The organism is Nostoc sp., assembly GCF_036917415.1.
Classification (GTDB): Bacteria; Cyanobacteriota; Cyanobacteriia; order Cyanobacteriales; family Nostocaceae; genus Nostoc.
Map to the genome: position 1 here is coordinate 1 of NZ_JBALDJ010000109.1, position 24,080 is coordinate 24,080.

Sequence of the window (24,080 nt, forward strand, 5' to 3'; positions counted from 1 at the left end):
TTGATTGAATTTGGGCAGTCGTTGATTGAATTCGGACAGTCGTTGATTGAATTCGGACAGTCGTTGATTGAATTTGGGCAGTCGTTGATTGAATTTGGGCAACCCCCAAGAATTCGGCAACGGAAAACCACCTTAGCAAAAATTCTAATTTTTCCAGATAACTCGTAAAGACAATATGAACATGTGTTAAAAGCTTAAAAAGTATATCGTTATTTTTTATACTTCAAATCTTGGTTTTGATCTGATTAGCCTATCAATACGGTTCGGTTAAGATCCCCCCGCCTACGGCGACCCCCTTAAAAAGGGGGTAAAAGAGGGTTGTGAGCAAGCCTTGTTAAGGGGGGTTGGGGGGATCTTTGAGGAATAAACACGTTAACCGAACCGTATTGATTAGCCTATCCTCAATATCAAATCAGCACAATTCAAATCCGACTTTTTCACCAACTTTTCCAACTCCATCACATAAAACTGCCGACTTCAGCCGACTGACAAAACAAAGTGCGATCGCTTAGGCTATTGGGCATAGAGATAAAAACTTAAGTATAAAAATATGCTTAATACCCTCAGCCCAATTGCAGAAGACTTAGCAGCTAAAAGCTATCCTATTCCTCATTACTTGCAAACACAGCGCCGCATTCGTTCTCTGATAGATAAATATATTGCAGTCGAAAAACTACATGAGCGCCTACAAGATTTACCGTTACAGTTTGCCAATCCGCAACCGCGCCCTTGGAAACCCATCAACTGGCAAACAATTAATCGCAATCAAATTATCGGCTTAGACGCAGAGGTATTTCTATCTATATTGATAGGTGCAATGGATACAGAAGCTCCCATTCGCAGCTATACCCAAACAAGTCGGCAGTATTTGGAAAAATTGCATCCTCAAATGGCTCGGTTTGTTGGTGGAACAGTCGGTAAAGATGGCGAACTGCTGGAACTTGGTTTATGGGAAAAAGAAGAACGTCAGCACACACCTGCATTAATCAAAATCTACACCCAATTAACAGGCGAGAAAATTATCCCAAAACTTCGTACTGTTAGAAGCTATCTCCCCACAGATGACGCCAAAGAAGATTTATATCGCCACGGCTTACACCGCATTGCTACAGAATACGGTGCAACCTGTCTTTATATTTGGTTGATGGCTCACACGACTGGCGCACTCCAGGATGTTTTAGAAGAACTAGCACAGGATGAAATCAATCATACGACCAAATTTTGGGGGTTTGGAGTCTGGGCTTTCCCTGATACTGGGTTGATGCGAATTGGACGCACGCTAATCAAAACGCGATCGCCAAACTATCAACGCAACAACCTCATGCGTACTCTCCACCGCATGATGGGTACACTCAACTGGAATGCTTGGTCATTAACCAACAAAATAACTCTCTTTTTCACCTTCACCTACATAATGCATCGCTTGTGGAGTTGGAACAATAGCCTCACACCAGACTATCTGCAAAATTTATTTGAAACTAATTAGTCAAAACAAAGGACAAATGACAAATGACAAATGACAAATCAAAATTACCCACCGATTTAAACCCTCAAAAAATTCCCCAACATATCGCCGTCATCATGGATGGTAACGGACGATGGGCAACCAGTCGAGGATTACCACGCATCGCCGGACATCGCCAAGGAGCAAAGACACTCAAAGAACTATTGCGTTGTTGCAAAGATTGGGGAATCAAAGCGCTGACAGCCTATGCTTTCTCAACAGAAAATTGGCAGCGTCCCGTTGAAGAAGTGGATTTTCTGATGCATTTGTTTGAGCGATTACTACGCCGCGAGTTAGCTCAAATGCATCAAGAAGGAGTACGAATCTCCTTTATTGGAGATTTATCGGCTTTACCCAAGTCTCTACAGACAGAAATGGAACGTTCAATGACAGAGACATTGAACAATCAAGCAATCCACTTTACTGTTGCAGTCAACTATGGTAGCCGCAACGAAATTACCAGAGTTTGCCGTCAAGTAGCTCAACTCGTACAACAGGGCGAACTCAGTGCCCAAGAAGTGAATGAAAGTCTTGTAGAACAACATCTCTACACAGCAGATACTCCAGAACCCGATTTGCTGATTCGTACTAGTGGTGAGATGCGATTGAGTAATTTTCTTTTGTGGCAAATGGCGTATACAGAGATGTATTTCACCGATATTCTTTGGCCAGATTTTAATCGAGAAGCATTTCATCAAGCTTTGTTGAGCTACCAAAATCGCGATCGCCGTTTTGGTCAAGTCAAAGCTTCATTATCAGCTTAGTGTACCAAACACCAAACATCGTGTGAAGAAGGCAGGAGGCAGAGGGCAATATTCCTTCTGCCTTTCTTGATAAAGTAAAAGCACCCACACTACCACGATGGTATATGAGCGCTCACAAATAAAACATTATCGAGGATAATCTATCTGCTATGACAGACCGAAGTAACTATAAGAATAGCAGGCACTGAGTAAATAAACTGCAAGGGTAGTTACAAATGTTTTGTTAAAAATATTACTTACCGTAAATGTGATGCTTGATTTAGGCAAAATCCAAACGATTGCGAAATCATATTCTCCCCAAGAACTCTTTGCTGCTTTGGTTTGGCAGCGTCGCTTCAATGAGTTTAATGGCGAAGAAGTGATTACTGACCTTTCCAGCCACAGAAATTTATGGGCAAGCTTTCTATTCACAAAACCAATCTTTGCACCAGATGAAAACGGTTTAAGCTTTGGTGGTATGGTCGATACACTACTTGCAATGGCAAACTATCGTCCCATGCCTGAAACCAGCATCATCCATTTCATTGCCTATCCTGCCGATACACTATACATCCTTGCAGAGAACCAAGACACAAAAGTGTCAGAGCTTTTAGACTTGGGCAAAAAATGGCGAGCTGATTCGGTAGAAGTAAGTGATGGCACGAATGAAGATTATGGTTTGCGCCTGAAGCGCCGACTGAGAACTAGATTGGAAGGGGCCCTATCAGGTGAAGATGTTCACCGATATTCTGATGCGGTCATTGTTTGTTATTGGTGGGATTGAATACTTGAAATATCTCAATCAGAGAAATCGTGGACTACAATATGCTGTTTTCTTCCCAATCTTAGCCTGCACCGAAATTGAGCAGCGATCGCAGTCTCTTAATTTTTTTTGAGTAAATTATTCTTTGCTAGGTATTGAGCCGAGGATTTTGGCTCAATACCTATATTCGATATCACAAAATCAGACTTATTTAATTATTATTTTGTCAATATAGCAATCCAGTTTTATATTTGAACAGAGAAAATTTGGAAGGCTTATGAATCAAGCATTTTATGTAATGCATTGTTCAAAAACCATTTAGAATTGCTATCGTAATTATAAAAACTATCAATATGATGTATTGTTAATTCTTTCCCAAAATAGTATTTACTATAATTTAATACTTGCGATATAAGCTGATGTTTTGATAAGTTAATTCAGAAAAAATCCTGATATCCAAAATTTAAAGTTGACAAGACTCTCTTGCTAAATCTACTTTAAATTTACTTATCAATACATTTTAAAATCGCAATCAATTTTTTCACTATTTTATAGGTGTTGGGAGTTATGATGGCAAAATATCTACTAGCTTTTGCTAGTGGGATGGGATTTTTATGTTTAATTGTCGGGTTATCACCTGTGCAAGCCCTTCCTAGTTTAGAAATTGCAGATAAAAACGTAGCTGTTAATCCAAATGACGGCAGCTATCAAAAAAATAATTCTCATCAAAGCGATTTAACAAATAATATCTCTAGTAAATTGCTGATAGCTAATGAAACTCAAAAAAACTTACCCTCAGTCAATCAACAGCAAAAAATTCAAGATATAGGAGTAGATTCTGCTGTTAACTTGTGGCAGCCAATCATACCACAACCTGCAAGTTCATCTCCAACCTCATACAAACTTGCACAAGTAACATCTGTATCGCAATTGTCTGATGTACAGCCGAATGATTGGGCTTTTCAGGCACTCCAATCTTTAGTCGAGCGCTATGGTTGTATCGCAGGTTATCCCAATCAAACCTATCGCGGTAATCGGGCGCTAACTCGCTATGAATTTGCTGCTGGCTTAAATGCTTGTTTAGACCGAATTAACGAACTGATTGCAACTGCAACTGGTGATTTGGTCAAGAAAGAAGATTTAGCCACGTTGCAGAAACTACAAGAACAATTTGCGGCGGAATTGGCAACATTACGGGGTCGAGTAGATGCTGTAGAAGCTCGCACAGCAGAACTAGAAGCAAATCAGTTTTCTACTACGACCAAACTCAATGGTGAGGTAATTATTGCTGGTGTTGGTGCTAGCGGTGGCGCTCCTAATCAGAGTGACCCGAACATCATCCTAGTCAATAGAGTGCGGTTAAATCTCACCACTAGCTTTACTGGTAAAGATTCATTAATTACTGGATTGCAAGCCTATAACTTTTTGGGTGGAGCCGATGGACAGGGTAGCCTGCAACAAAGTTTAGGATTAGCTTCGCCACTTTTAAGTGCAAGTAGCGCTCGTACCAGTTTTGAGCCGCAATTTCCGGGGTTAAATGTCAATACTTTGTCGGGTGTTGGCGCAAACAGTATTCAGGTTTACAAATTGCTGTATGTCTTTCCCGTCGCTAATAAATTAACCTTGTTTGCGGGAACTGCGGCAGAGACATCAGATGCTTTCCCAGTAATTACACCTTTTTATGGTGAAGGACAAGAGTCAATTTCTCGTTTTGGCAACTTGAATCCTGTGCTACGGGTTTCTGGTGGGACTTCGGGTACTGGTTTAGCATCGGCGGCGGGATTTATTTTTAACATTTCGCCAAATTTTGATTTAAGAGCTTTATACGGCAGTGTAAATGCCAATTTACCTGAAAAATCTGCTAATGAAGCAGTACCAGGAGTTTCTACTACACCTTTGGGAGCAGGTTTATTTAGTGGTAGTAGTATTATTGCCACACAGTTAACCTTCAAGCCAAGTTCTGCTCTGGATATTGGTTTAAACTATGCCCACAGTTATCACGAAATTAATATTTTGGCTACAGGATTAGTTAGTAGTGATATCGGTGCTTTAGCAGGGGTTGCAGTTGGAACACCGCTCACACTCAACTCTGTTGGCGGTACGATAACATGGCGATTGTCTCCCAAAATAGCATTATCTGGCTACGGTGCAGCAATATTTGTTGATGCTGCTTCCAATAGCGTGGATGCTTCCACCACCTTTACAAGTTGGATGGCGGGAATTCACTTCAGAGATTTATTCAAGTCAGGAAACACTGCTGGGATTCTTTTTGGTCAGCCACTTTACCGTACTGATACTGGTGGTTCTGCTCAACTTACCCCCACAGGCGACAATCGGGCGACTCCTTACCATTTAGAAGCCTATTACCGCCTTCAAGTTAGCGATAATATTAGCATTACCCCTGGTGCGTTTGTTCTCTTTAACCCAGAAGGTAACAGCAACAATGAGACTACGACTGTAGGTGTACTTCGGACTACTTTTACATTTTAAGAGATTGGGAGTAGGCAGTCAAAATCCCCCAATTTCTTGGGGGATTTAGGAATTGGGTAACAAAGTTCACAGTAAGAAAAATATTGCCCTTTTTCACTAATATCGTGACAAAAAATCTTTACTCGATGCTGAACCACACCAAGGTTTGTAGAATCTAAACCCACCAACCGAGATATAGATGGAAGTGTCCTTTAGGTGCGTCTAAGCTGAAAGTATAGCCGTAGTCACACAGGTTAGGACATTTTGAAAGCATGAAAGCTAGGAATAGTAATACTTTTACCTCCTGCCTCCTGCCTCCTGCCTTCTGCCTCCTGCTATATATTCTTCATATTTAACCTATTCACTATTGGCAACATTTGTTAGCCATCCAACTTTATAAGCAAAGCGCTTACAATCTTTTTTGGCTTGCCAAATACGTTGTTGGACGCTAAAACCAAATTTGCCTTCACTATATTGAACCCAGAGCTTATTAATAATATAAAGGATTATTTCTTCTACCTGATTTAGCAGTTTGATTTGAAAGGTGGTGCTTTTGTATAACCCGCTCAATCTGGCAAGTCACCGCATCTATTCTATTTTTAACCTTATCAAAATCAATATTCACCCAAATATAGGCTTTGTCAGGTCTTTGCTGCTTTATTTTTATATATGGTTTTACTTGTCAATATATTTTGTTATATCTATACAGTATAGTCTTCTCAATTTCTAAACTACTTTCTCTAGACATATAAGTAAATATGCTTAACATTTGCTTAATGTTTTATAGCAATCCGATTTTATTTTTAAACTTATTTGCGTAGTACTCAAAGTACAGCGCAAGCGTGATAGGTCGGGAGTAGGGAATCAGCCTTAGTTATACAGAGTTTTTTCACGCAATCAAATGGGAGTCTTATAGCTCCTAGAAGTTCAATCAAACAGTGATTTGATTAATATGGGCGGACATTATTATCTATCTATTGAAAGAGACGCGATATCTCGCGCCTCTAAGAACCAAAATTAAAATTCTAAGTGTTAGCTTAAATCTTTGTTTGTAGATATTGCACCAACTGCGGTGCTTGCATCACTCCCTCTATCCGCTCTACAGGCTTACCCTGCTTAAACAGTACTAAGGTTGGGAGAGAAGCAATTTTATACTCAGTAGCCAAATCTGTGTATTTTTCTGTGTCGATTTTGACAATCCGTAAGCGATCCTTAAGTTGGGCATTGACTTGCTCTAAAATTGGCACCATCATTTGACAGGGGCCACACCAGTCAGCGTAAAAATCTACTAATACAGGTACATCAGAAGCAGACAGCATATCTTCAAAGCTGTTAAATTGCTTTTTCGTTGCCATGTGACACACACCGATTTTCAATTGTTTGTTTCAATAGTAGTTCTTAGAAAATAAAATCGGTATAGGTTCATAGGTTTTTGTTGGTAAAAGATTAGATTAGTTAATATAGAATGATTTGCTAACCAAAAATCTTAAATAATTATAATAAAACACGTATATTCTTTTAAGTTGTGCATTTGCATTAGATATGTATTTAAACCTATCCTGACCAACCAAATAATTATAAAGGCTTTCACAAGAGTGATATTTACCAAGGGTGTAGATACAACACTTTCTAGTTTATCCAGTCAGGCTAATATATTACTTAAAGTTATTCATCCATTCACAGAGAAATAACTATAGATATTTAATTATAGTAAAACGTTAATTCTTGTTATTCGAGTTATATAGGAATCTTATTTGATTTGTGAGAATTGCAAATCGCAGATTCTTGATAACTTTTATGAAGTCGGCGATCTTGTTTTTGCGCGTTTGATTCAGATAGTTATATCTAGCTAAATACGACATATAACTTTATCTGTTAGCTATCTAATTTGCAGTATGACAGCAAGATTTTCACCCCGCAAGAGTTAGATATTATCCAGACAATATTCAGATGTTCCCGAAATCACCATAAGATAATTAGCGCGGTATTTCTAAGATTGAGGAACATTAAATGACACTATTACAAGATAAAGTCGCAATTGTCACAGGTGCATCAAGAGGAATTGGCCGAGCGATCGCAATTGAATTAGCCTCACAAGGAGCGATCGCAGTTGTCAATTATGCTAGTTCGAGTGCCGCCGCTGAGGCAGTTGTTACAGAAATTACAGGTGCGGGAGGTCAGGCGATCGCAATCCAAGCTGACGTTTCTCAAAGCGATCGAGTAGACGCACTAGTTAACGCCGTTATGGAAAAGTTTAAGCGTGTAGATATCTTAGTCAACAATGCAGGTATTACCCGCGATACCCTGCTTTTGCGTTTGAAGCCAGAAGATTGGCAAGCTGTGATAGACCTTAATCTAACTGGTGTTTTCTTATGTACACGCGCCGTCAGTAAAATCATGCTGAAGCAGCGATCGGGGCGGATTATCAACATTACCTCCGTTGCTGGGCAAATAGGCAACCCCGGTCAGTCCAACTACAGCGCCGCCAAAGCAGGTGTAATCGGCTTCACCAAAAGCGTTGCCAAAGAACTTGCTTCTCGTGGGATTACCGTTAACGCTGTCGCCCCTGGATTCATCACCACCGACATGACCAGCGATCTCAATAACCCCGAAGATATTCTCAAATACATCCCACTCGGTCGCTTCGGTCAGCCAGAAGAAATTGCTGGCATGGTGCGCTTCCTCGCTGCCGATCCCGCCGCCACCTACATCACTGGACAGGTTTTTAACGTCGATGGCGGTATGGTAATGGCGTAAGTAGAGACGCGATGAATCGTGTCTACAGCAATTTTCGTAGGGTGTGTTACGCCAAAAGCGTAACACACCGATTTTATTTCAGTAGTTCACTCTCGTAAATCAAGTTTTCAACTTCAAAATCGAGTTTTTAACTTCAAAATCGAGTTTTTAACTTCTAAACTAACTTCACGGCTCGTAAACCTCTTATAGCCTCTTAGTAATCTATTCCAAATAAATTTTGTACAACTTATTTTTACATGATGCCTTAGCGCACCGATAGCGAGTCTGCGACCGTCTGTGAACTTTTCAAGACAGACATCGCTTTCATGCACAGAATAAACCATAGTAGGGCCAGCATTACAATGCCCACCCTACAAGCAACCAGTACAGCACGGCGTAAATAAGCAGACCATTGAAAAGCTCTAAAGAGCTTATTCTATAAAACTTTTGACTTTTGACTTTTGACTTTTGCCTTGCGGTACTAGGGCTGTTGGCGTATCCTTTGCCAGACCGTAAAAGCCAAAAGCAGGATAATACTACTGGCGGTTGTCAGCATCACAGCCAAACTCATACCTTGTATTCTCATCGCTAGCAAGTTGAAAACTAAGGTAATTGACCAAAGGGTAAACGCAGCATGGCGCTGGGAGAGTCCCCAAGCAAGTAAGCGGTGGTGCAGATGGTCTTTGCCAGGAGTACTTAGAGGGTTATTTCCTGCTAGTAGACGCCGCACAAATACTTGAGTGGTGTCTAGTACTGGCAATAATAGAAATAAAACTGTGGGAATTAGTGCATAAACTGTGTTTTGTTGCAGTTTGCCTAAAATACTAGTTGCTGCCAGGACATAGCCAAAAAAGTATGCTCCGGCATCACCCATAATAATTCGTGATGGATGGAAATTATGGCGCAAAAATCCCAGTGCAGCACCTCCCAAAGCTGCGAGTACTAAGATTGCCGCGGCACGATTGTTAAATTGAGCTGCAACGCCCAACAAACTCATGGCGGTAATAAAGCTAATTCCTCCTGCCAAGCCATCCATACCATCCATCAAGTTGATGGCGTTGGTAATCCCTACTACCCATAGTACTGTTAGCAACATGGACAGAAGCGAGTCGATGGGAGTGCCAAACAGGACTTTGACACTGATGCCATTAGCTACGAGCAACAGCGCCGTGACAATTTGCGCCCACAATCGCACAGAGGGCGGTAAGCCGAACTGATCGTCGATAAAGCCCACAAGAACTAATATCGAACCCCCCAACAGAATAGTGAGCACCTGAGCCAATACGTTTTGGAGTTCGATCGGTCGTAAAAGGCTAGCTAATACCAGCGCGGCAATCACACCCGCGTAGATAGCCAGCCCCCCAGCATTGGGTAAAGGTTCTCGGTTGAGTCGCCGGGCGTTGGGTTGGTCAGCCCAACCTACTCGCAAGGCGAATTTGCGGACTGTCGGAATTAAACGCCAAGTTACAAGCCAAGCCAAGAGGAACGTAAATACTACTGCCAACCAGCCGGTGCCGCTAGGGTCGGCAATACCAAGGGACTTAAGGGAGTTGTCTAGATTCATCTCCCAATTCAAGCATTACTGCCAGTATCTAATATGAGCATCACCTGTATATTAATCAATTTTTTTTATTTCCATTTGTAACTTGAGCCACTTGAGAGATTAGCACTCTGGCGCTGTGAGTGCTAAATTGTCTAATGGAAGCGCTGGAGAAATAAAACATGGCGAAAATTATTGCATTTGACGAGGAATCGCGGCGATCTCTAGAAAGGGGTGTTAACGCCCTTGCCGATGCCGTAAAAATCACCTTGGGGCCCAAAGGTCGTAATGTCCTTTTAGAGAAAAAATTTGGCGCACCTCAAATTGTCAACGATGGTATCACTGTTGCCAAGGAAATTGAATTAGAAGATCCTTTGGAAAATACTGGTGCAAGACTCATCCAGGAAGTGGCCTCAAAAACTAAAGATGTCGCTGGAGATGGTACAACCACCGCCACAGTTTTAGCACAAGCCTTAATTCGAGAAGGTTTGAAGAACGTCGCGGCGGGTAGTAACCCTGTTAGCTTGAGACGCGGGATCGACAAAACTATTGAGGCACTGGTGCAAGAAATTGCCAGGGTAGCCAAGCCCATAGAAGGAAGTGCGATCGCTCAAGTTGCCACTGTTTCTGCTGGTAACGATGAAGAAGTTGGCCAAATGTTAGCTCAAGCAATGGAAAAAGTCACCAAAGATGGTGTAATTACCGTTGAAGAATCCAAATCCCTAACCACCGAACTAGAAGTAGTTGAGGGGATGCAGATTGACAGGGGTTATATTTCTCCTTACTTCGTCACCAACAACGAACGGCAAATCGTCGAATTTGAAAACGCCCGAATCTTGGTGACAGATAAAAAAATCAGCAGCATCCAAGATTTAGTGCCGATTTTAGAAAAAGTTGCCCGTTCTGGTCAGCCGTTGCTAATTATTGCTGAAGATGTCGAAGGTGATGCTTTGGCAACTTTGGTGGTGAACAAAGCGCGGGGTGTACTAGCCGTGGCTGGGATTAAAGCGCCTGGGTTTGGCGATCGCCGCAAAGCTTTGTTAGAAGATATTGCTATTCTCACCGATGGACAGTTGATTTCTGAAGAAATCGGCTTAAGCTTGGATACCGCTTCTCTAGAAGCGCTGGGAACTGCCCGTAAAATCACCATTGACAAAGAAAGCACTACAATTGTCGCTGGCAGTGTCACCAAGCCAGAAGTACAAAAGCGGATTGGTCAAATTCGCAGACAGTTGGAAGAAACTGATTCTGAGTACGATCAAGAAAAACTGCAAGAACGCATCGCCAAGCTTGCTGGCGGCGTGGCAGTGATTAAAGTGGGTGCGGCAACCGAAACCGAACTCAAAGACCGCAAACTGCGGATTGAAGACGCGCTGAATGCTACTAAAGCTGCTGTGGAAGAAGGCATTGTTCCTGGTGGTGGGACAACCTTAATTCATTTAGCTAAAGCGGTAGAAGCGATTAAAAACACCTTACAAAATGACGAAGAAAAAATTGGGGCTGATATTGTTGAACGAGCGCTAGAAGCACCCTTGCGCCAAATAGCAGACAACGCTGGTGCTGAAGGTTCTGTGATCGTCTCGAAAGTCCGGGATAGCGACTTCAACATTGGTTACAACGCCGCTACTGGCGAATTTGAAGACTTGATTGCTGCTGGTATTATCGACCCTGCCAAAGTCGTGCGTTCAGCTTTGCAAAATGCTGGTTCCATTGCTGGTTTGGTCTTAACCACCGAAGCGATCGTTGTTGAAAAGCCAGAGAAGAAATCTGCTGCTCCTGCCCCTGATATGGGTGGCATGGGTGGCATGGGCGGCATGGGCGGCATGGGCGGCATGGGCGGCATGGGCGGTATGGGCATGTTCTAACTTCTGCTGACCCAGATAAATATTTTTTAAACAGTTTGTCTTGCCAAGGCAAACTGTTTTTTGTAGCATTGCTCATTCAGAGGCAATATGTTATACCAATTCGTAATTCGTCAGATTAAATCTGGCTGACGATCAAATTAGCAACCTAAATAATTGCCTAATTTAGAAATTACCATCTTTATATTAATATTTGTAAAATAACGTGTAAGTTATCCTTATGTCCTTTGTTATTTACTAATGACAAATGACCAATGACCAATGACAAATTACTATTAGGTAATATTGCATGGCACGAAAACTACGTCGCTTTCCTAAAATAGTTCCCAAGCTTTATGAAGACGAGTTCCATCACCAACCAGGGACTATACCTGGAACCATTTTTATTGATGCAGATGCTCCACCACCAGTAATTTTTTTGATTGACTATAACCAAACCAATTTCATCCGCGAACAAATAGAAACTCCAGAGGAGTGTGTCCCCTATCTGGAGGCGGAATCGATTTCTTGGGTAGACGTACAAGGCTTAGGTAGTCAAGACATATTACAACGATTGGGTAATGTTTTTAAGTTACATCCTCTAGTTTTAGAAGATGTAGTCAATGTACCAGAGCGTCCCAAAACAGAGGATTATGAAGATCAATTGCTTTTCATTGCCCGGATGGTAGTACCAAAGGAAAGAATATGTGGTTTTTATAGTGAGCAAGTGAGTTTGATATTGGGAAAAAATTATTTGCTGACAGTACAAGAGGAACCAGAACATGATTGCTTTGAAGCGGTGCGATCGCGAATTGAAAAAAATAAAGGTCTTATCCGCAAACAGGGAGCGGATTACTTAGCTTATGCTCTGTTAGATGCAATTATTGATGGCTTTTTCCCAGTACTGGAGCTTTATGGTGAGCGAATTGAAGAGTTAGAAGAAGAGGTAGTAGTCAGACCTACTCCACAAACACTGCAAAATATTTATCAAATTAGGCGAGAATTACTGCAACTACGTCGTGCTATCTGGCCTCAGCGAGATGCAATTAATTCCTTAATTCGAGACGATCCCGATTTGATTTGTGAAGAAGTGCGAATCTACCTGCGAGATTGTTATGACCATACAGTGCAAGTGATGGATATGGTAGAAACTTATCGAGAACTAGCATCTGGATTAATGGATGTGTACCTTTCGGCAGTGAGTAATAAAATGAATGAAATCATGAAGGTGCTAACGATAGTTTCAACAATCTTTATCCCACTGACTTTTGTTGCCGGAATATATGGTATGAATTTCAATACTGAAAAATCGCCATATAATATGCCTGAATTGAATTGGTATTGGGGCTACCCACTTTGCTGGGCATTGATGTTAGCGATCGCACTTAGTTTGCTATTCTTTTTTTGGCGACGAGGCTGGCTGAAAAATTCTGTAGAAATTAAGCACAATTAAAAATTGTAGATTAGCGACAAGTCAAATATATATTCATTAGCACCGGGAGTTAAGATTTTTGAGTTATGAGGAGTAGCGACCAGAATTTAGTAGTTTTGACGATTTATATTATCGGTGTTTTCTATGTTTTCAACCGCATGATTGAATCCATCGATGACCAAGTTAAATTTGAGTTTAAGAAAGGAATTGTTGACGAGCAACTCAAAGAACAAAATCTCGATGATAAAATTGGAATTTCCTTTAAACTCAAATCTTCATACCCAATTGACGATTTGAAAGATTTAGGAATTAGTATCGAAAATAAATCGGATAATGTTGCCCTATACGTTGACTGGGATAACAGTTCTTTAGTTGTTGAACATAGTAAGCAATCGCGCCGCGTAATTCGGAAATCACCAGACTTAACCCGCGACTTAGCAGTACCCCAAAGTCCTAGCCTGATTGCTCCCAAGAAAACACTTTCTGAAACAGTGACAGCAGAAGATGTTTTCGAGCGCGATCAAGTAGCTGGAACCTATTTAGCAAAAAAACCACTAATTGATATCAATGGGCTACAAAAAGGGCAAAAAAAGTTGTACAACGACTTTCTTAACAGAAAAAAAGAGTTGGATTTTTCCCTGCAATTAGTGCTTAGGATATCTGAAGTGCGTTTAGGTCTATCTCCAGGTCGTGATTTTCCTCCCATTAGTATTATCAATTGTCCTTTCACAGTCAGAAAATTACCTTGGACTTACGCTCTACCTTGGAATAAAAAAAAGCAATAACCTGTCAACCCTCTCTGTCAACCGGGTACACTTGATCTAAGGAGAGAGTAGGCGCAGGCGGTTGCAGATCAGTCATAGTCACTGGTTTGAGGAAAGTCCGGACTCCCGAAAGACCAAACTTGCTGGATAACGTCCAGTGCGAGCGATCGTGAGGATAGTGCCACAGAAAGATACCGCCAAAACAATTCAAAATTCAAAATTCAAAATTCAAAATTAAGGATTTTGAACCAAGAATTTTGAATTAAATTTGGTAAGGGTGCAAAGGTGCGGTAAGAGCGCACCAGCAGTATCGAGAGGTGCTGGCTCGGTAAACCCCGGTTGGGAGCAAGGCGATAGGAACTACGGTTGGTCTTTTACCAGTTCCGCTCAATGAGAGCCGCTTGAGGCGTTTGGTAACAGGCGTCCCAGATAGATAACTGCCCTCGTAAGAGAACAGAACCCGGCTTATGTCCTGCTCTCTCCCCTGCAATGGAGTATAAACCTTTGACGGTTTGTACTCCATTATTTTTGTACGGATTTTGTGCGATCGCTAATTCATCATTTAAAGCATTCCCAGGATCTCTAATGCTGTATCCAGATGCCATTTAATCCGATAGAGTCCAAACAGTTTCTCTTGACTGTATCGTGCTGGGTACTCTAGCTTCCTTCCATCGTCACCTTGAGTAATGCTGACTGCTCTGGTGTCGGTATTCCCATCGCTTCAAGCGTTGCTTCTAGCGCTTCTACTTGAGATAGCATAGGAGACTTCAATCCTTTATTTTCTGACACTTGCTTGCAGGCTATAACAGGGAAGGTCAGAAGTGCATTAATGTAGGATGCCTTATCCGCAGGGTTTCCTATTGCTTGGATGCCGTACTGTATCAGACATAAATCGCGTAATGCTCTCAAGCTTTTGGTAGAGTCGATGGTGGGTATTATCCCACGCACCTCTCTGTTAGAACCGGACGTGCGCGTTTCCGTGCATCCGGCTCCAGATGTTCTTAGCTTGCGCTCTTGCTCATGTGCAGATAAGGAGTCAAATCTGAGTCTGATTGGCAGGACTTGCACCTGCATCTGACCGAGAGTTCAACCTGTTCCCCATGATTGAGTTGAGGCTGGCTTAGTTATTTACGGACTGGATGCCGAGATTCACTAAGCAACGAATCGCACAACTTCTAATTCTGTGCGTGTAAACATAAAATAGAGTTACCTCTTGTAAAAGTGGGAATCGGTGGGCAACAAGTTTCTCAGGCTAAGATGCCCATCGATTTAACATTCTCTACTGATATACACGTGGAGAATAACTTTATTTGTATTTCTATACAATGTCTAAAAATAAAGGTAATCCAGATAACTTAAAGCCATTCACCACAGACAGAGAGCGACCACTAACTGAATATCTACATTTGCGTATCACCAAAGAAATGAAGGAAGAGGTAAAAGCTAAAGACGATCCTCCTGAATTTTGTCGTCAAGCTATTCAAGAGAAGCTAGATAGAGAGAAGTAGCGAAAAGTTGCTAGATTAATAGTCCAAGAACTTTAGGGATATAAGATAGATAGCTAGTTGTCTCTCCCTGCTTTCCCTGCTCCCCCTGCTCTCTGCCCCTTTCCCCTTGTCACGTAATGCCCCTTGCCTATCCACGCCGTCAACGGCAACTCGAAAGTTTAGTCCAAAAATTTGGTTTGTCGCTAGAAGCACCTATAAAGTGGGAACTGCTGGATTTAGCGCTAACTCATCCCACTGTCTCTGATTCGGCAAATTATGAACAGCTAGAGTTTGTTGGCGATGCAGTGGTGCGGCTGGTGTCGGCTGTTGTGTTATGGGAAAATTATCCCGATTGTCCGGTGGGGGATTTTGCGGCAATTCGTTCGGTGTTGGTGAGCGATCGCATTCTCGCCCAACTGGCGAGAGCTTATGGTTTGGAGTTATACTTACTAGTCGCTGGCAGTGCTACGGCTGATAAAGTTGGTCAAGAGTCACGACTGGCAGATGCTTTTGAAGCAGTTCTAGGTGCGCTTTACTTAAGTACTCAAAATCTGGAATTGATCCGCTCTTGGCTAGATCCCCACTTCCAAGAACTAACGACAGAAATTCGCCTCGATCCTGCCAGACTAAATTACAAAGCTGCTCTCCAAGAATGGACTCAGGCGCAATTTAAAGTTTTACCAGAGTATCGGGTTGTGGAAGTCACTCAACCGCATCGCAATCAAGAACGTTTCATGGCTGAAGTGTGGCTGCACGGAAACAAACTCGGAGAAGGTAAGGGGCGATCGATCAAAACTGCTGAACAAGCCGCAGCTAAAGTAGCTTTTTTAGCAATTTCTAATCCGCAAATACCCTGAGCTTAAAAGAAGGGCGATTAGTCGATAATCAGTTGATTGTCAGTGGTCATTTGTCCCTCGTCCTTTGTATACAAATAACTAATGACAAATAACAAATGACAAATGACAAATGACAAATAAAATTAATATTGCTGTTATCGGAGTTGGGCGTTGGGGAGTGCATTTGCTGCGGAATTTTTTAGCACATCCCCAAGCAAATGTAGTTGCTGTAGTAGACCCCCATCCAGAACGATTAGCGGCGGTCAAGCAGCAGTTTAATATAGATGAAAATGTACTATTAACAACCCGGTGGGAAGATTTAAAAAAAGTGCCAGGGTTGACAGGGGTGGCGATCGCAACTCCAGCTACCACTCACTATGCTTTAATTAAAGACGCTCTCCAACAGGGATACCATGTTTTAGCTGAAAAACCCCTAACTCTCGACCCAGCAGAATGTCGGGAACTTTGCCAGTTGGCAGAGCAGCGTCATTTAATACTCATGGTTGATCATACTTATTTATTTCACCCAGCAGTTGAGCGAGGAAAAACTGTAGTACAAGCTGGTAAATTAGGTGATTTGCGCTATGGCTATGCCACCCGCACCCATTTAGGGCCTGTCCGGCAAGATGTTGATGCGCTGTGGGACTTAGCTATTCACGATATTGCAATCTTTAACGCTTGGTTGGGTCAAATTCCAATAAAAGTACAAGCAACGGGTACGGTGTGGCTACAGGGAGCAGGGGAGCAGGGGAGCAGGGGAGCAGAGGGGAAGAAAGATATAAATTCTCCTTTGCCTCAAGGTTTGGCCGATCTAGTATGGTTAACCCTGACATACCCAGATGGCTTTCAAGTTTATATTCATTTGTGCTGGCTGAATCCTGATAAGCAGCGACGGCTGGGGATTGTAGGTAGCCTTGGTAGTTTGATTTTTGATGAAATGTCGCGATCGTCACCTCTAACGCTGCTACATGGGGAGTTTGAACAGCAGGGTAATCAATTTATTCCGGTAAATCAAAGGCAGGTAGTGCTGGAATTAGAGCCAGGGGAACCATTGGGGCGAGTTTGCTCCACCTTTGTTGTCTCTGTTATAAACAATACTCCCTCAGAGGTTTCGTCTGGCTGGGTAGGCACCCAGTTAGTAGAAATTCTTGCTGCACTAACAGTATCTCTTGAGCAAGGCGGTCAACCTGTTTTTCTTAACAACTGCTCTCAACTGTAATTTTCCGTTGGGAATAACCGCCCAATACTGTTTGGTTAAGGCATGGACTTTTGACTAAATTAGCTTTTGAAAGTCCCATTCGCATAAACTCCTTCTTTGGGAAGACTTACCAAGATAGTTTGCAGGGGCGAAAGACGAATCTCGCAAGTTTCTTTCCCAACTAACAGCAGGGACTTCGGGAACTTCTCTTTGTCTACCTCTACTTTTGCAGATTTGTTGATCCCCAAAGAGGAACTTTCCCCAGATTCCTGTAGGCTAGAGTAGCGGCTTGCCTTTATTCCCTCATTCCCAGAGGAGAATCCAAGATCCCCAACATTTGCTTCTTTATTTGGAACAGCTAACAGCGAGATATCAATCAAAGGTAAGGTAATTTTCAGTGTCGTACCTTGATGAAGTCCCGCACTCTCAAGAGTAATGCTGCCTTCCATGAGTTCGATTAAGTTTCGTGAAATCGCTAGTCCCAGTCCAGTACCTTCAAACTGGCGCGTGGTTGTACCATTCACCATCACAAAGGGGCGAAATAGTTTGTGTTGTTGAGTGGGATCAATGCCTATACCTGTATCTTTGACAGCGACTACCACCTGAGATTTACCATTACTAGATTGAATTTCTGTAGCAATGGTGATGCTTCCGGTGTCGGTGAACTTAGTGGCATTGCCGATAACATTAATCAACACCTGCCTCAGTTTTGCCGCATCTGCCTTAATTGGTATCGCTTGGGGATCTAACTCGCATTTTAATTGCAAGCCCTTTTGTTGAACATTAACTGATTGTAAATTAATCACCTCTAACAATATTTGTCGGAGATCAATAGGTGTGGTGACTACTGAAAGCTTACCTGCTTCAATTTTAGAAATATCAAGTAAATCATTAATAATACCTAATAAGTGAATTGTTGTTTCATCGGCACGTTTGAGAAACTCCATTTCTTCTTCCCGGCTATCACATAAGCCATCTTCAACCAGGCGAATACAGTTAATAATAGTATGTAATGGGTTTCTCAATTCATGGGAAGTCGTAGCCAAAAACTGGCTTTTAATCTGGTTAGCGGCTTTTGCTTCTTTCCAAGCTATTTCCAATTCTTCTGATCCAGCTTTAAGCCGTTCTACCATTTGGTCTAATGCTTGGGCCAGTTGATTGAATTCCCGAATTTGAAAATTGTGCGGAACTGGTTGTGCGGCGTGGTGGGAGTGAATATTGAGAGCGTAATCTCGCAATTCTTCTACAGGACGTGCCAAATAAGGAGCTAAATATAGGGATGCTAGCAAACTTGCACCAATCAAACCAACTGTCAAAACGATGAGAATTAGTTTGATTTCCTCTAAACCAAAAAGTGCATTATCAACACTAGTAACAGCTAAAACTATCCATTTTTGCTGCTGTTGGATGAGTGGATTTGTAATAGCTGTATAGCCAGCTACTAATTCTTTTCCCTCTGTAAAAGACAAATTTATCGAATCGTTTTTTCCTGTAATTGCATTTTTAATTATGCCCCTAATTTGGGAAGCATGAGGGTGCTGATTGATATTAGTTCCCACCCAGTCTGTGAATGGGTGTGCCAAAATTGTGCCATCTTCAGCAATCACTACCATAGCCCCTGTGAGCGATCCCGGTGGATTTCTGGTTTGTTGGTACAATGCAGACTGAATACTTAAACTGTAAATAGAATTTCTTCGGCTATCGGAAACTGGTGTCGATAACACTACTTGCAGTTGATTTTGTGTGTTTCTTTTTCCAGTTATTCCTGCCTTTGATGGGAAGATTGTTTTGACATCAATTCCATTACTAGGTAAAGGTAATCTCAATTCTCCAATTGCTTGATCCCCACAGCTACTGGCAACTATTTTCTGGTTTAAGAGATTCGTTAATTGGATGCACTCAATACTGGCTGGAAGTTGTTTTTTTAGCTGCGTGAGAAGTTCTTGGTCTTGTATAGGCGAATCGGACGGAATAACCGTTGTTTTACTTACACTTAGCAAATTAGCTTTTAGGATTGCGATCGCATCTCCAATTCTCTCTCCTTTACTAATGGCGCTTTCTGTTAAATTTTGACGTGCAGTTCCCAATATGCTAGAACGTGCCTTATTTAAGGCAACAAGCTCACCTATAAGTAAAACTGGAACGAACAGCAGCAATATTCTCGTTACTAAAATTCGACGAAAGGAAGATTGACGGGAATTAGTCATCGAGTGTCTCACTTTGCACCTGCAAACTACAACACCAAAGATATGCAATTAGATCAGCTAGATGAGACATTTTATTAAATTATCAGAATTTTATTTTCAATGTTTAAAAATAACAAATTGCTATAATTCAAAAAGAAACGTGGTATACCAAAACTCGTATATGCTAGATGTAAAAGCAATTTCTGTTGCATATCAATACAGTAAGCGGTGAAATTAGAAAACAGTAGCTTGCAGGTATGGTTTTTTTGAGAATCTACACACAACTAAAGAAAATATTAAAACTATCAAATCAATTTAATGTTGCAACATCGTCCTCATACTACAGTTGTTTTAGCAATGAGTGCAGATGGCAAGATAGCAGATTATAAGCGATCGCCTGCTCGGTTTGGCTCAAGGGTTGATAAAACACACTTAGAAAAACAAATCGCTGCTTCTGATGCCGTTTTATTCGGTGCTGGTACTCTAGACGCCTATGGAACAACACTTACCGTAACCGATCCAACTCTAGTGGAACTTCGGGCGCAAGGAGGGAAACCTCCGCAACCAGCTCATATAGTGATTACAAACTCTGCAAACCTTAATCCGGAAATTCACTTTTTTAAGCAACCAGTTAGACGCTGGCTACTCACCACAACACCGGGAGCACTTTTATGGAAAGAACGCTTACAGACGCTTTCCTCAACTTTGGGAAACGGAGCAGAGGAGTGCCTTCCAGAATTTGAGCAGATTCTGGTTTTTGAAACACCAACGCGAGAAATTGACATTCTCGCAGCTTTGAAGCAACTAGCCACTCTACATATAACACGCTTGGTGGTCTTGGGTGGAGGTAAATTAGTCGCTTCCTTACTGGAACTAGATTTAATTGATGAATTATGGCTGACTGTTTGTCCGCTAATTTTAGGTGGTTATACTGCACCCACATCCGTAGACGGGAAAGGATTTTTACCCGATTTGGCTCCCAAGTTGCAACTTTTAGAAGTTCATACAGTTGAGCAAGAAGTATTTTTGCACTATCGCCTGCAACGACCAGCAGATTAGATTACGCTAAATAAGGGATTGGGCATCGCGTATGGTGTATTCTCCTTATTCTCCTACTCCCCAGTCCCCAGTCCCCAGTCCCCAGTCCCCAGTCCCTAAAAAGTGGAACAACTTAAGCCTCGCTATTCTGTCTTTTGGACGAACAAAATCGCTGAAGTACCCCAAAATGCCTGGAATGCTTTGGCAATGCCACTCAAAACACCATTTTTAGAATGGGAATGGTTGAACAATCTCGAAACCTCCCAGAGTGTTACGGCTAAAACTGGTTGGTTGCCAAATCACTTGACACTGTGGCGAGATAAAATGCTGATTGCTGCTGCGCCACTTTATCTTAAAGGACATAGCTCTGGTGAATTTGTATTCGATCACCAATGGGCAGAGTTAGCCGATCGCATTGGAGTTCAATATTACCCAAAATTGCTGGGAATGACACCATTTACCCCAGCGGAAGGTTATCGGTTCTTAATCGCCCCAGGAGAAGATGAGGATGAAATCACAGCGCTGATGGTGCATGAAATTGACACTTTTTGCTCCAAAAATCGGATTTCTGGGTGTCATTTTCTCTACGTCGATCCCCAATGGCGGCCGATGCTAGAACGGCATGGCTTTACAACTTGGCTGCACCACAGCTATGTCTGGGAAAATGCTGGCTTTAAAACTTTTGATGACTACTTGAAGGTGTTTAACGCCAATCAGCGCCGCAATATCAAACGGGAACGCAAAGCTGTGGAGAAAGCAGGTTTACGATTGCAACCACTGGCTGGCGATCAAATTCCTCAGTCTTTGTTTCCCTTGATGCACCAATTCTATGCTGACACCTGTGATAAGTTTGGCTGGTGGGGTAGCAAGTATCTCACACGGAGGTTTTTTGAGCAGTTACACACCGATTATCGCCATCGAGTCTTGTTTGTTGCCGCATATAGCGAAGAAGATAACTCTCATCCTTTAGGAATGTCCTTTTGTTTGTTTAAAGGTGACAAACTCTATGGACGTTATTGGGGGAGTTTTCAAGAAATAGATTGCTTACATTTTGATGCTTGTTATTATGCACCGATTGAGTGGGCGATCGCTAACAATATCCAAATTTTTGACCCTGGCGCGGGCGGGCGTCACAAAAAACGCCGTGGTTTCCCCGCTATGCCCAATCACAGTCTGCACCGCTTTTACAATAATCGTTTAGGACAAATTATCCGTCCCTATATTAAGGAAGTGAATCAACTCGAACAGCAGCAGATTGAGGCAATTAATGCAGAGTTGCCGTTTAGCGAGAAAAATGCTTGAGGAAAAGGAACTACTTTCGTAACATTTGCCGAATAATTAAGCTTTACTCGGCAAATAGATGCTTAGTAAAGTTATGCGTTGACCTGTTCTTAAACCTTCCGCTTCAATTAGACAGGGAATATAAGCATCCTGCTCACGGATGAAGTTCATTGTAAATGCGTATGCACTTTGAATATCCCTGGCTTTAACTTGGCGAAGCTGAGACTGAAATTCAGTTACGACTTCCTCTTCATAGGACAGACTAAGGAAGATAGGAATTACACTTGATATAGAGTGTAAAACCCTGAAAAAAGAAAATTTCTTTTGATAATGCTTATGGATTTAATAGTTGAAGATTTAGCCGCAATTGATGATAAACTTTCCCAGCGTCATATTGACCTCGATGCCGGTGGATATTTCATTATTTACTTAGATCGAGACGCAAGGTTAATTTATGCCAAGCATTTTACAAATGTGATTAACGATCGCGGTTTAGCTGTCGATCCAGAAACGGGAAAGGTAATTCCGGCGCGAGAAAAGGTAGAACGAACTCATACGACAGTTTTTAGCGCCAGAACGGCGAAAGAACTTTGCGTAAAGATTTTTGAAGAAACTCAGCCCCCTCCTGTAACTCAATTAGATCATGCAGCTTATTTGGGTCGAGAATTTGTCCGGGCTGAGGTAGCTTTAGTTACAGGGCAAGAGTATGTTCAGGATTAAAGTTAAAAGTGAGGAGTTAAAAGTTAAGAGTTAGAAATTCCTAACTCCTAACTCCTAATGCCATTACCCATTAGATGAAGGCTGATTTATCTGATAGATATAGTAAGTTGCCATTGGGATAACGGTGGCGGCAATTAATAATCCTACAACCCAAGCAGTAGCGTTACCTTGGTTGGTTTCTTCTGCTTTCTTGAAAGTGCCTCCAACTTGCACATTGTCAGTTATTTGGGGTGGTCCTGGATCGGCTTTGCCAGAGAGAACGGCGACAAGGCGATCGCTTGCATCGAGAAATGCCTGATTGTATTTGTCACCATTACGTAACGGCACACTTATTGTTTCAGTAGCTACACTCTCAGCAATAGAGTCAGTAAGCAAAGGCTTGACTCGATCCCCTGTAATAATGGCAGTACCATTGGTAACTGTATCAAGAACCAATAAAGTTTGATTAGCTTGGGCTGCTTTTGTCGGAAACCATTTTTCAAACAGTTCTTTAGAAAAGCTTTCTGGTGTTTCGCCGTAGTCTAACCGACGAACAGTAACAATTCTTACTTCCTTATCTGTTTGCTTTGCCAAATCCTCAAAAGCGCTGCTAATCTTGCCTTCATTCAGACGGCTGATGACTTCACCTTGATCCAAAACCCAGGTGTTATTCCCTGCTGTGAGGCTGGGTATTTGATACACACCTGTGGCTAAAGCAGGTGTGGCAAACAGCGAGGCTGCTAAAATAACCGTCACCAAAGGTAGAATTAGCCAGATGAGGTGTTTTTGATTGTTAAAAACTTGTTTGAGGAGCTGTTTCATCGTGTGATCCCTAAGACAGACTTGCACCAAAAATACTACAGAACCACTGCAAAATCACCTCTTTCCCGGTTTTCTCCAGGATGAAATTTCTGATATTGCCAGCAGATATGTATTGTACGGGATTTTTGATTGCACAAACTTGTTTTGAGGGTGACTGCAAGCATTAACCTGATGCTAACTCCCTTGCTAATGACAAGAAATACCGCCCATTTTGGGAATTAACCCAAATGCTTAGGGCGGAATTTGCAAACCATCTAGAAATCATATCGCACATCAATATTTTTGGCAAAATCAAGCATAAGTTTTCATATCTGCGAGTAGCTTTTCCTCCCCTGGTCATTAGAGATTTGAGTGAAAAAGAATGTAGAGACTTAGCAGTGCTACATCTCTACAAGGGTTCTGGATAATGCATATTTAATTTCTAAAGATGTTTATGTGATGGGTGATATCTGCATTTTTCTGATATTTTAGCTAAATCAATATCATATAAGTAAGTTGGCATTAGGACTTACGCACTGTACAAAAGAATCATGTTGTGTGTCAACGTAAATACATCGTTTCAGGTTTTTATTAATCATTCTTTGATGTAAATAGATCGGCGCTGTAGGGGCATAGCAATGCTCATTGGTGTCAACTTCAGCCGAAAACTATATCAGACAGGCGTTTTGTAAATCCCTCACGCCCTCATCCCCTAACCCCTTCTCCCAAAGGAGAAGGGGAATTGAATGTCTAGCTCCCCTC

The 24,080-nt window shown here is 41.9% G+C and carries 21 protein-coding genes and 1 other RNA gene; 16 read left to right on the top strand and 6 right to left on the bottom strand.

The genetic code is table 11. The annotated features are described in order from the left end of the window. The first annotated feature begins 356 nt into the window (after nucleotides 1-356). The 5 genes from V7K41_RS24055 to V7K41_RS24075 all read left to right on the top strand — a co-directional run bounded on the left by V7K41_RS24055 (nucleotide 357) and on the right by V7K41_RS24075 (nucleotide 5,500). A complete protein-coding gene (locus tag V7K41_RS24055) occupies nucleotides 357-512 on the top strand; it encodes a hypothetical protein (RefSeq protein ID WP_334852279.1) in 156 nt (51 codons plus the stop codon). Nucleotides 513-550: 38 nt separating this feature from the next. Beyond that, the gene (locus V7K41_RS24060; protein ID WP_334852280.1) at nucleotides 551-1,486 is read left to right on the top strand and encodes a ferritin-like domain-containing protein; all 936 of its coding nucleotides are present in this window, start codon (nucleotides 551-553) and stop codon (nucleotides 1,484-1,486) included. Nucleotides 1,487-1,509: 23 nt separating this feature from the next. Further along, nucleotides 1,510-2,268, top strand: a complete 759-nt coding sequence (locus tag V7K41_RS24065; RefSeq protein WP_334852282.1) for an isoprenyl transferase — start codon at nucleotides 1,510-1,512, stop codon at nucleotides 2,266-2,268. A 220-nt stretch (nucleotides 2,269-2,488) separates the two neighbouring features. Further along, nucleotides 2,489-3,031: a hypothetical protein gene (locus V7K41_RS24070; protein WP_334852284.1), complete on the top strand. Its 543-nt coding sequence runs from the start codon at nucleotides 2,489-2,491 to the stop codon at nucleotides 3,029-3,031. A gap of 549 nt (nucleotides 3,032-3,580) precedes the next feature. Continuing rightward, complete coding sequence (locus tag V7K41_RS24075) at nucleotides 3,581-5,500, top strand: iron uptake porin (RefSeq protein WP_334852339.1); 1,920 nt, start codon at nucleotides 3,581-3,583, stop codon at nucleotides 5,498-5,500. Nucleotides 5,501-5,836: 336 nt separating this feature from the next. On the opposite strand, the gene V7K41_RS24080 is transcribed toward V7K41_RS24075, so the two are convergent. Then, nucleotides 5,837-6,049 (bottom strand): GUN4 domain-containing protein, encoded by a 213-nt coding sequence (locus tag V7K41_RS24080; protein WP_334852286.1) that lies wholly within the window; start codon nucleotides 6,047-6,049, stop codon nucleotides 5,837-5,839. Between the two features lie 467 nt (nucleotides 6,050-6,516). Next, on the bottom strand, nucleotides 6,517-6,834 hold the full coding sequence (gene trxA, locus V7K41_RS24085; RefSeq protein ID WP_104907825.1) for a thioredoxin: 318 nt from the start codon (nucleotides 6,832-6,834) through the stop codon (nucleotides 6,517-6,519). Nucleotides 6,835-7,489: 655 nt separating this feature from the next. Here trxA and fabG point away from each other — a divergent pair. Further along, on the top strand, nucleotides 7,490-8,236 hold the full coding sequence (gene fabG, locus V7K41_RS24090; protein ID WP_334852288.1) for a 3-oxoacyl-[acyl-carrier-protein] reductase: 747 nt from the start codon (nucleotides 7,490-7,492) through the stop codon (nucleotides 8,234-8,236). A 460-nt stretch (nucleotides 8,237-8,696) separates the two neighbouring features. Here fabG and V7K41_RS24095 read toward each other — a convergent pair whose 3' ends face one another. Continuing rightward, the gene (locus V7K41_RS24095) at nucleotides 8,697-9,779 is read right to left on the bottom strand and encodes an MraY family glycosyltransferase (protein ID WP_334852290.1); all 1,083 of its coding nucleotides are present in this window, start codon (nucleotides 9,777-9,779) and stop codon (nucleotides 8,697-8,699) included. 158 nt (nucleotides 9,780-9,937) lie between these two features. Here V7K41_RS24095 and groL point away from each other — a divergent pair, with 158 nt between their 5' ends. From groL to rnpB, 4 genes are all read left to right on the top strand, one after another. After that, on the top strand, nucleotides 9,938-11,620 hold the full coding sequence (gene groL, locus V7K41_RS24100; protein WP_334852292.1) for a chaperonin GroEL: 1,683 nt from the start codon (nucleotides 9,938-9,940) through the stop codon (nucleotides 11,618-11,620). Nucleotides 11,621-11,906: 286 nt separating this feature from the next. Next, the gene (corA, locus tag V7K41_RS24105) at nucleotides 11,907-13,049 is read left to right on the top strand and encodes a magnesium/cobalt transporter CorA (RefSeq protein ID WP_334852294.1); all 1,143 of its coding nucleotides are present in this window, start codon (nucleotides 11,907-11,909) and stop codon (nucleotides 13,047-13,049) included. A 65-nt stretch (nucleotides 13,050-13,114) separates the two neighbouring features. Continuing rightward, nucleotides 13,115-13,813 (top strand): hypothetical protein, encoded by a 699-nt coding sequence (locus V7K41_RS24110; RefSeq protein WP_334852296.1) that lies wholly within the window; start codon nucleotides 13,115-13,117, stop codon nucleotides 13,811-13,813. 44 nt (nucleotides 13,814-13,857) lie between these two features. Then, nucleotides 13,858-14,275, top strand: an RNA gene (gene rnpB, locus V7K41_RS24115) — RNase P RNA component class A. 174 nt (nucleotides 14,276-14,449) lie between these two features. Here the strand turns inward: rnpB and V7K41_RS24120 are convergent. Next, nucleotides 14,450-14,866: a hypothetical protein gene (locus V7K41_RS24120; RefSeq protein ID WP_334852297.1), complete on the bottom strand. Its 417-nt coding sequence runs from the start codon at nucleotides 14,864-14,866 to the stop codon at nucleotides 14,450-14,452. Between the two features lie 251 nt (nucleotides 14,867-15,117). On the opposite strand from V7K41_RS24120, the gene V7K41_RS24125 reads away from it, so the two are divergent. From V7K41_RS24125 to V7K41_RS24135, 3 genes are all read left to right on the top strand, one after another. Then, a complete protein-coding gene (locus V7K41_RS24125) occupies nucleotides 15,118-15,300 on the top strand; it encodes a hypothetical protein (protein ID WP_118167250.1) in 183 nt (60 codons plus the stop codon). 116 nt (nucleotides 15,301-15,416) lie between these two features. Continuing rightward, nucleotides 15,417-16,136, top strand: a complete 720-nt coding sequence (rnc, locus tag V7K41_RS24130; RefSeq protein ID WP_334852299.1) for a ribonuclease III — start codon at nucleotides 15,417-15,419, stop codon at nucleotides 16,134-16,136. A 109-nt stretch (nucleotides 16,137-16,245) separates the two neighbouring features. Beyond that, a complete protein-coding gene (locus V7K41_RS24135) occupies nucleotides 16,246-17,334 on the top strand; it encodes a Gfo/Idh/MocA family protein (protein WP_334852301.1) in 1,089 nt (362 codons plus the stop codon). Between the two features lie 59 nt (nucleotides 17,335-17,393). On the opposite strand, the gene V7K41_RS24140 is transcribed toward V7K41_RS24135, so the two are convergent. Then, the gene (locus V7K41_RS24140) at nucleotides 17,394-19,520 is read right to left on the bottom strand and encodes an ATP-binding response regulator (RefSeq protein ID WP_334852303.1); all 2,127 of its coding nucleotides are present in this window, start codon (nucleotides 19,518-19,520) and stop codon (nucleotides 17,394-17,396) included. Nucleotides 19,521-19,817: 297 nt separating this feature from the next. Between V7K41_RS24140 and V7K41_RS24145 the strand changes: the two genes are divergently transcribed. The 3 genes from V7K41_RS24145 (at nucleotide 19,818) to V7K41_RS24155 (ending at nucleotide 22,538) form a co-directional block, all read left to right on the top strand. Next, nucleotides 19,818-20,558, top strand: a complete 741-nt coding sequence (locus V7K41_RS24145; protein ID WP_334852305.1) for a RibD family protein — start codon at nucleotides 19,818-19,820, stop codon at nucleotides 20,556-20,558. A 102-nt stretch (nucleotides 20,559-20,660) separates the two neighbouring features. Continuing rightward, complete coding sequence (locus V7K41_RS24150; RefSeq protein ID WP_334852306.1) at nucleotides 20,661-21,839, top strand: GNAT family N-acetyltransferase; 1,179 nt, start codon at nucleotides 20,661-20,663, stop codon at nucleotides 21,837-21,839. A gap of 315 nt (nucleotides 21,840-22,154) precedes the next feature. After that, on the top strand, nucleotides 22,155-22,538 hold the full coding sequence (locus V7K41_RS24155) for a DUF4346 domain-containing protein (protein ID WP_334852308.1): 384 nt from the start codon (nucleotides 22,155-22,157) through the stop codon (nucleotides 22,536-22,538). Nucleotides 22,539-22,601: 63 nt separating this feature from the next. Here the strand turns inward: V7K41_RS24155 and psb32 are convergent, their stop codons facing one another. Further along, nucleotides 22,602-23,339 carry a photosystem II repair protein Psb32 gene (gene psb32, locus V7K41_RS24160; protein ID WP_334852310.1) on the bottom strand — a complete coding sequence of 246 codons (738 nt, stop codon included), beginning with the start codon at nucleotides 23,337-23,339 and terminating at the stop codon, nucleotides 22,602-22,604. Nucleotides 23,340-24,080 lie beyond the last annotated feature (741 nt).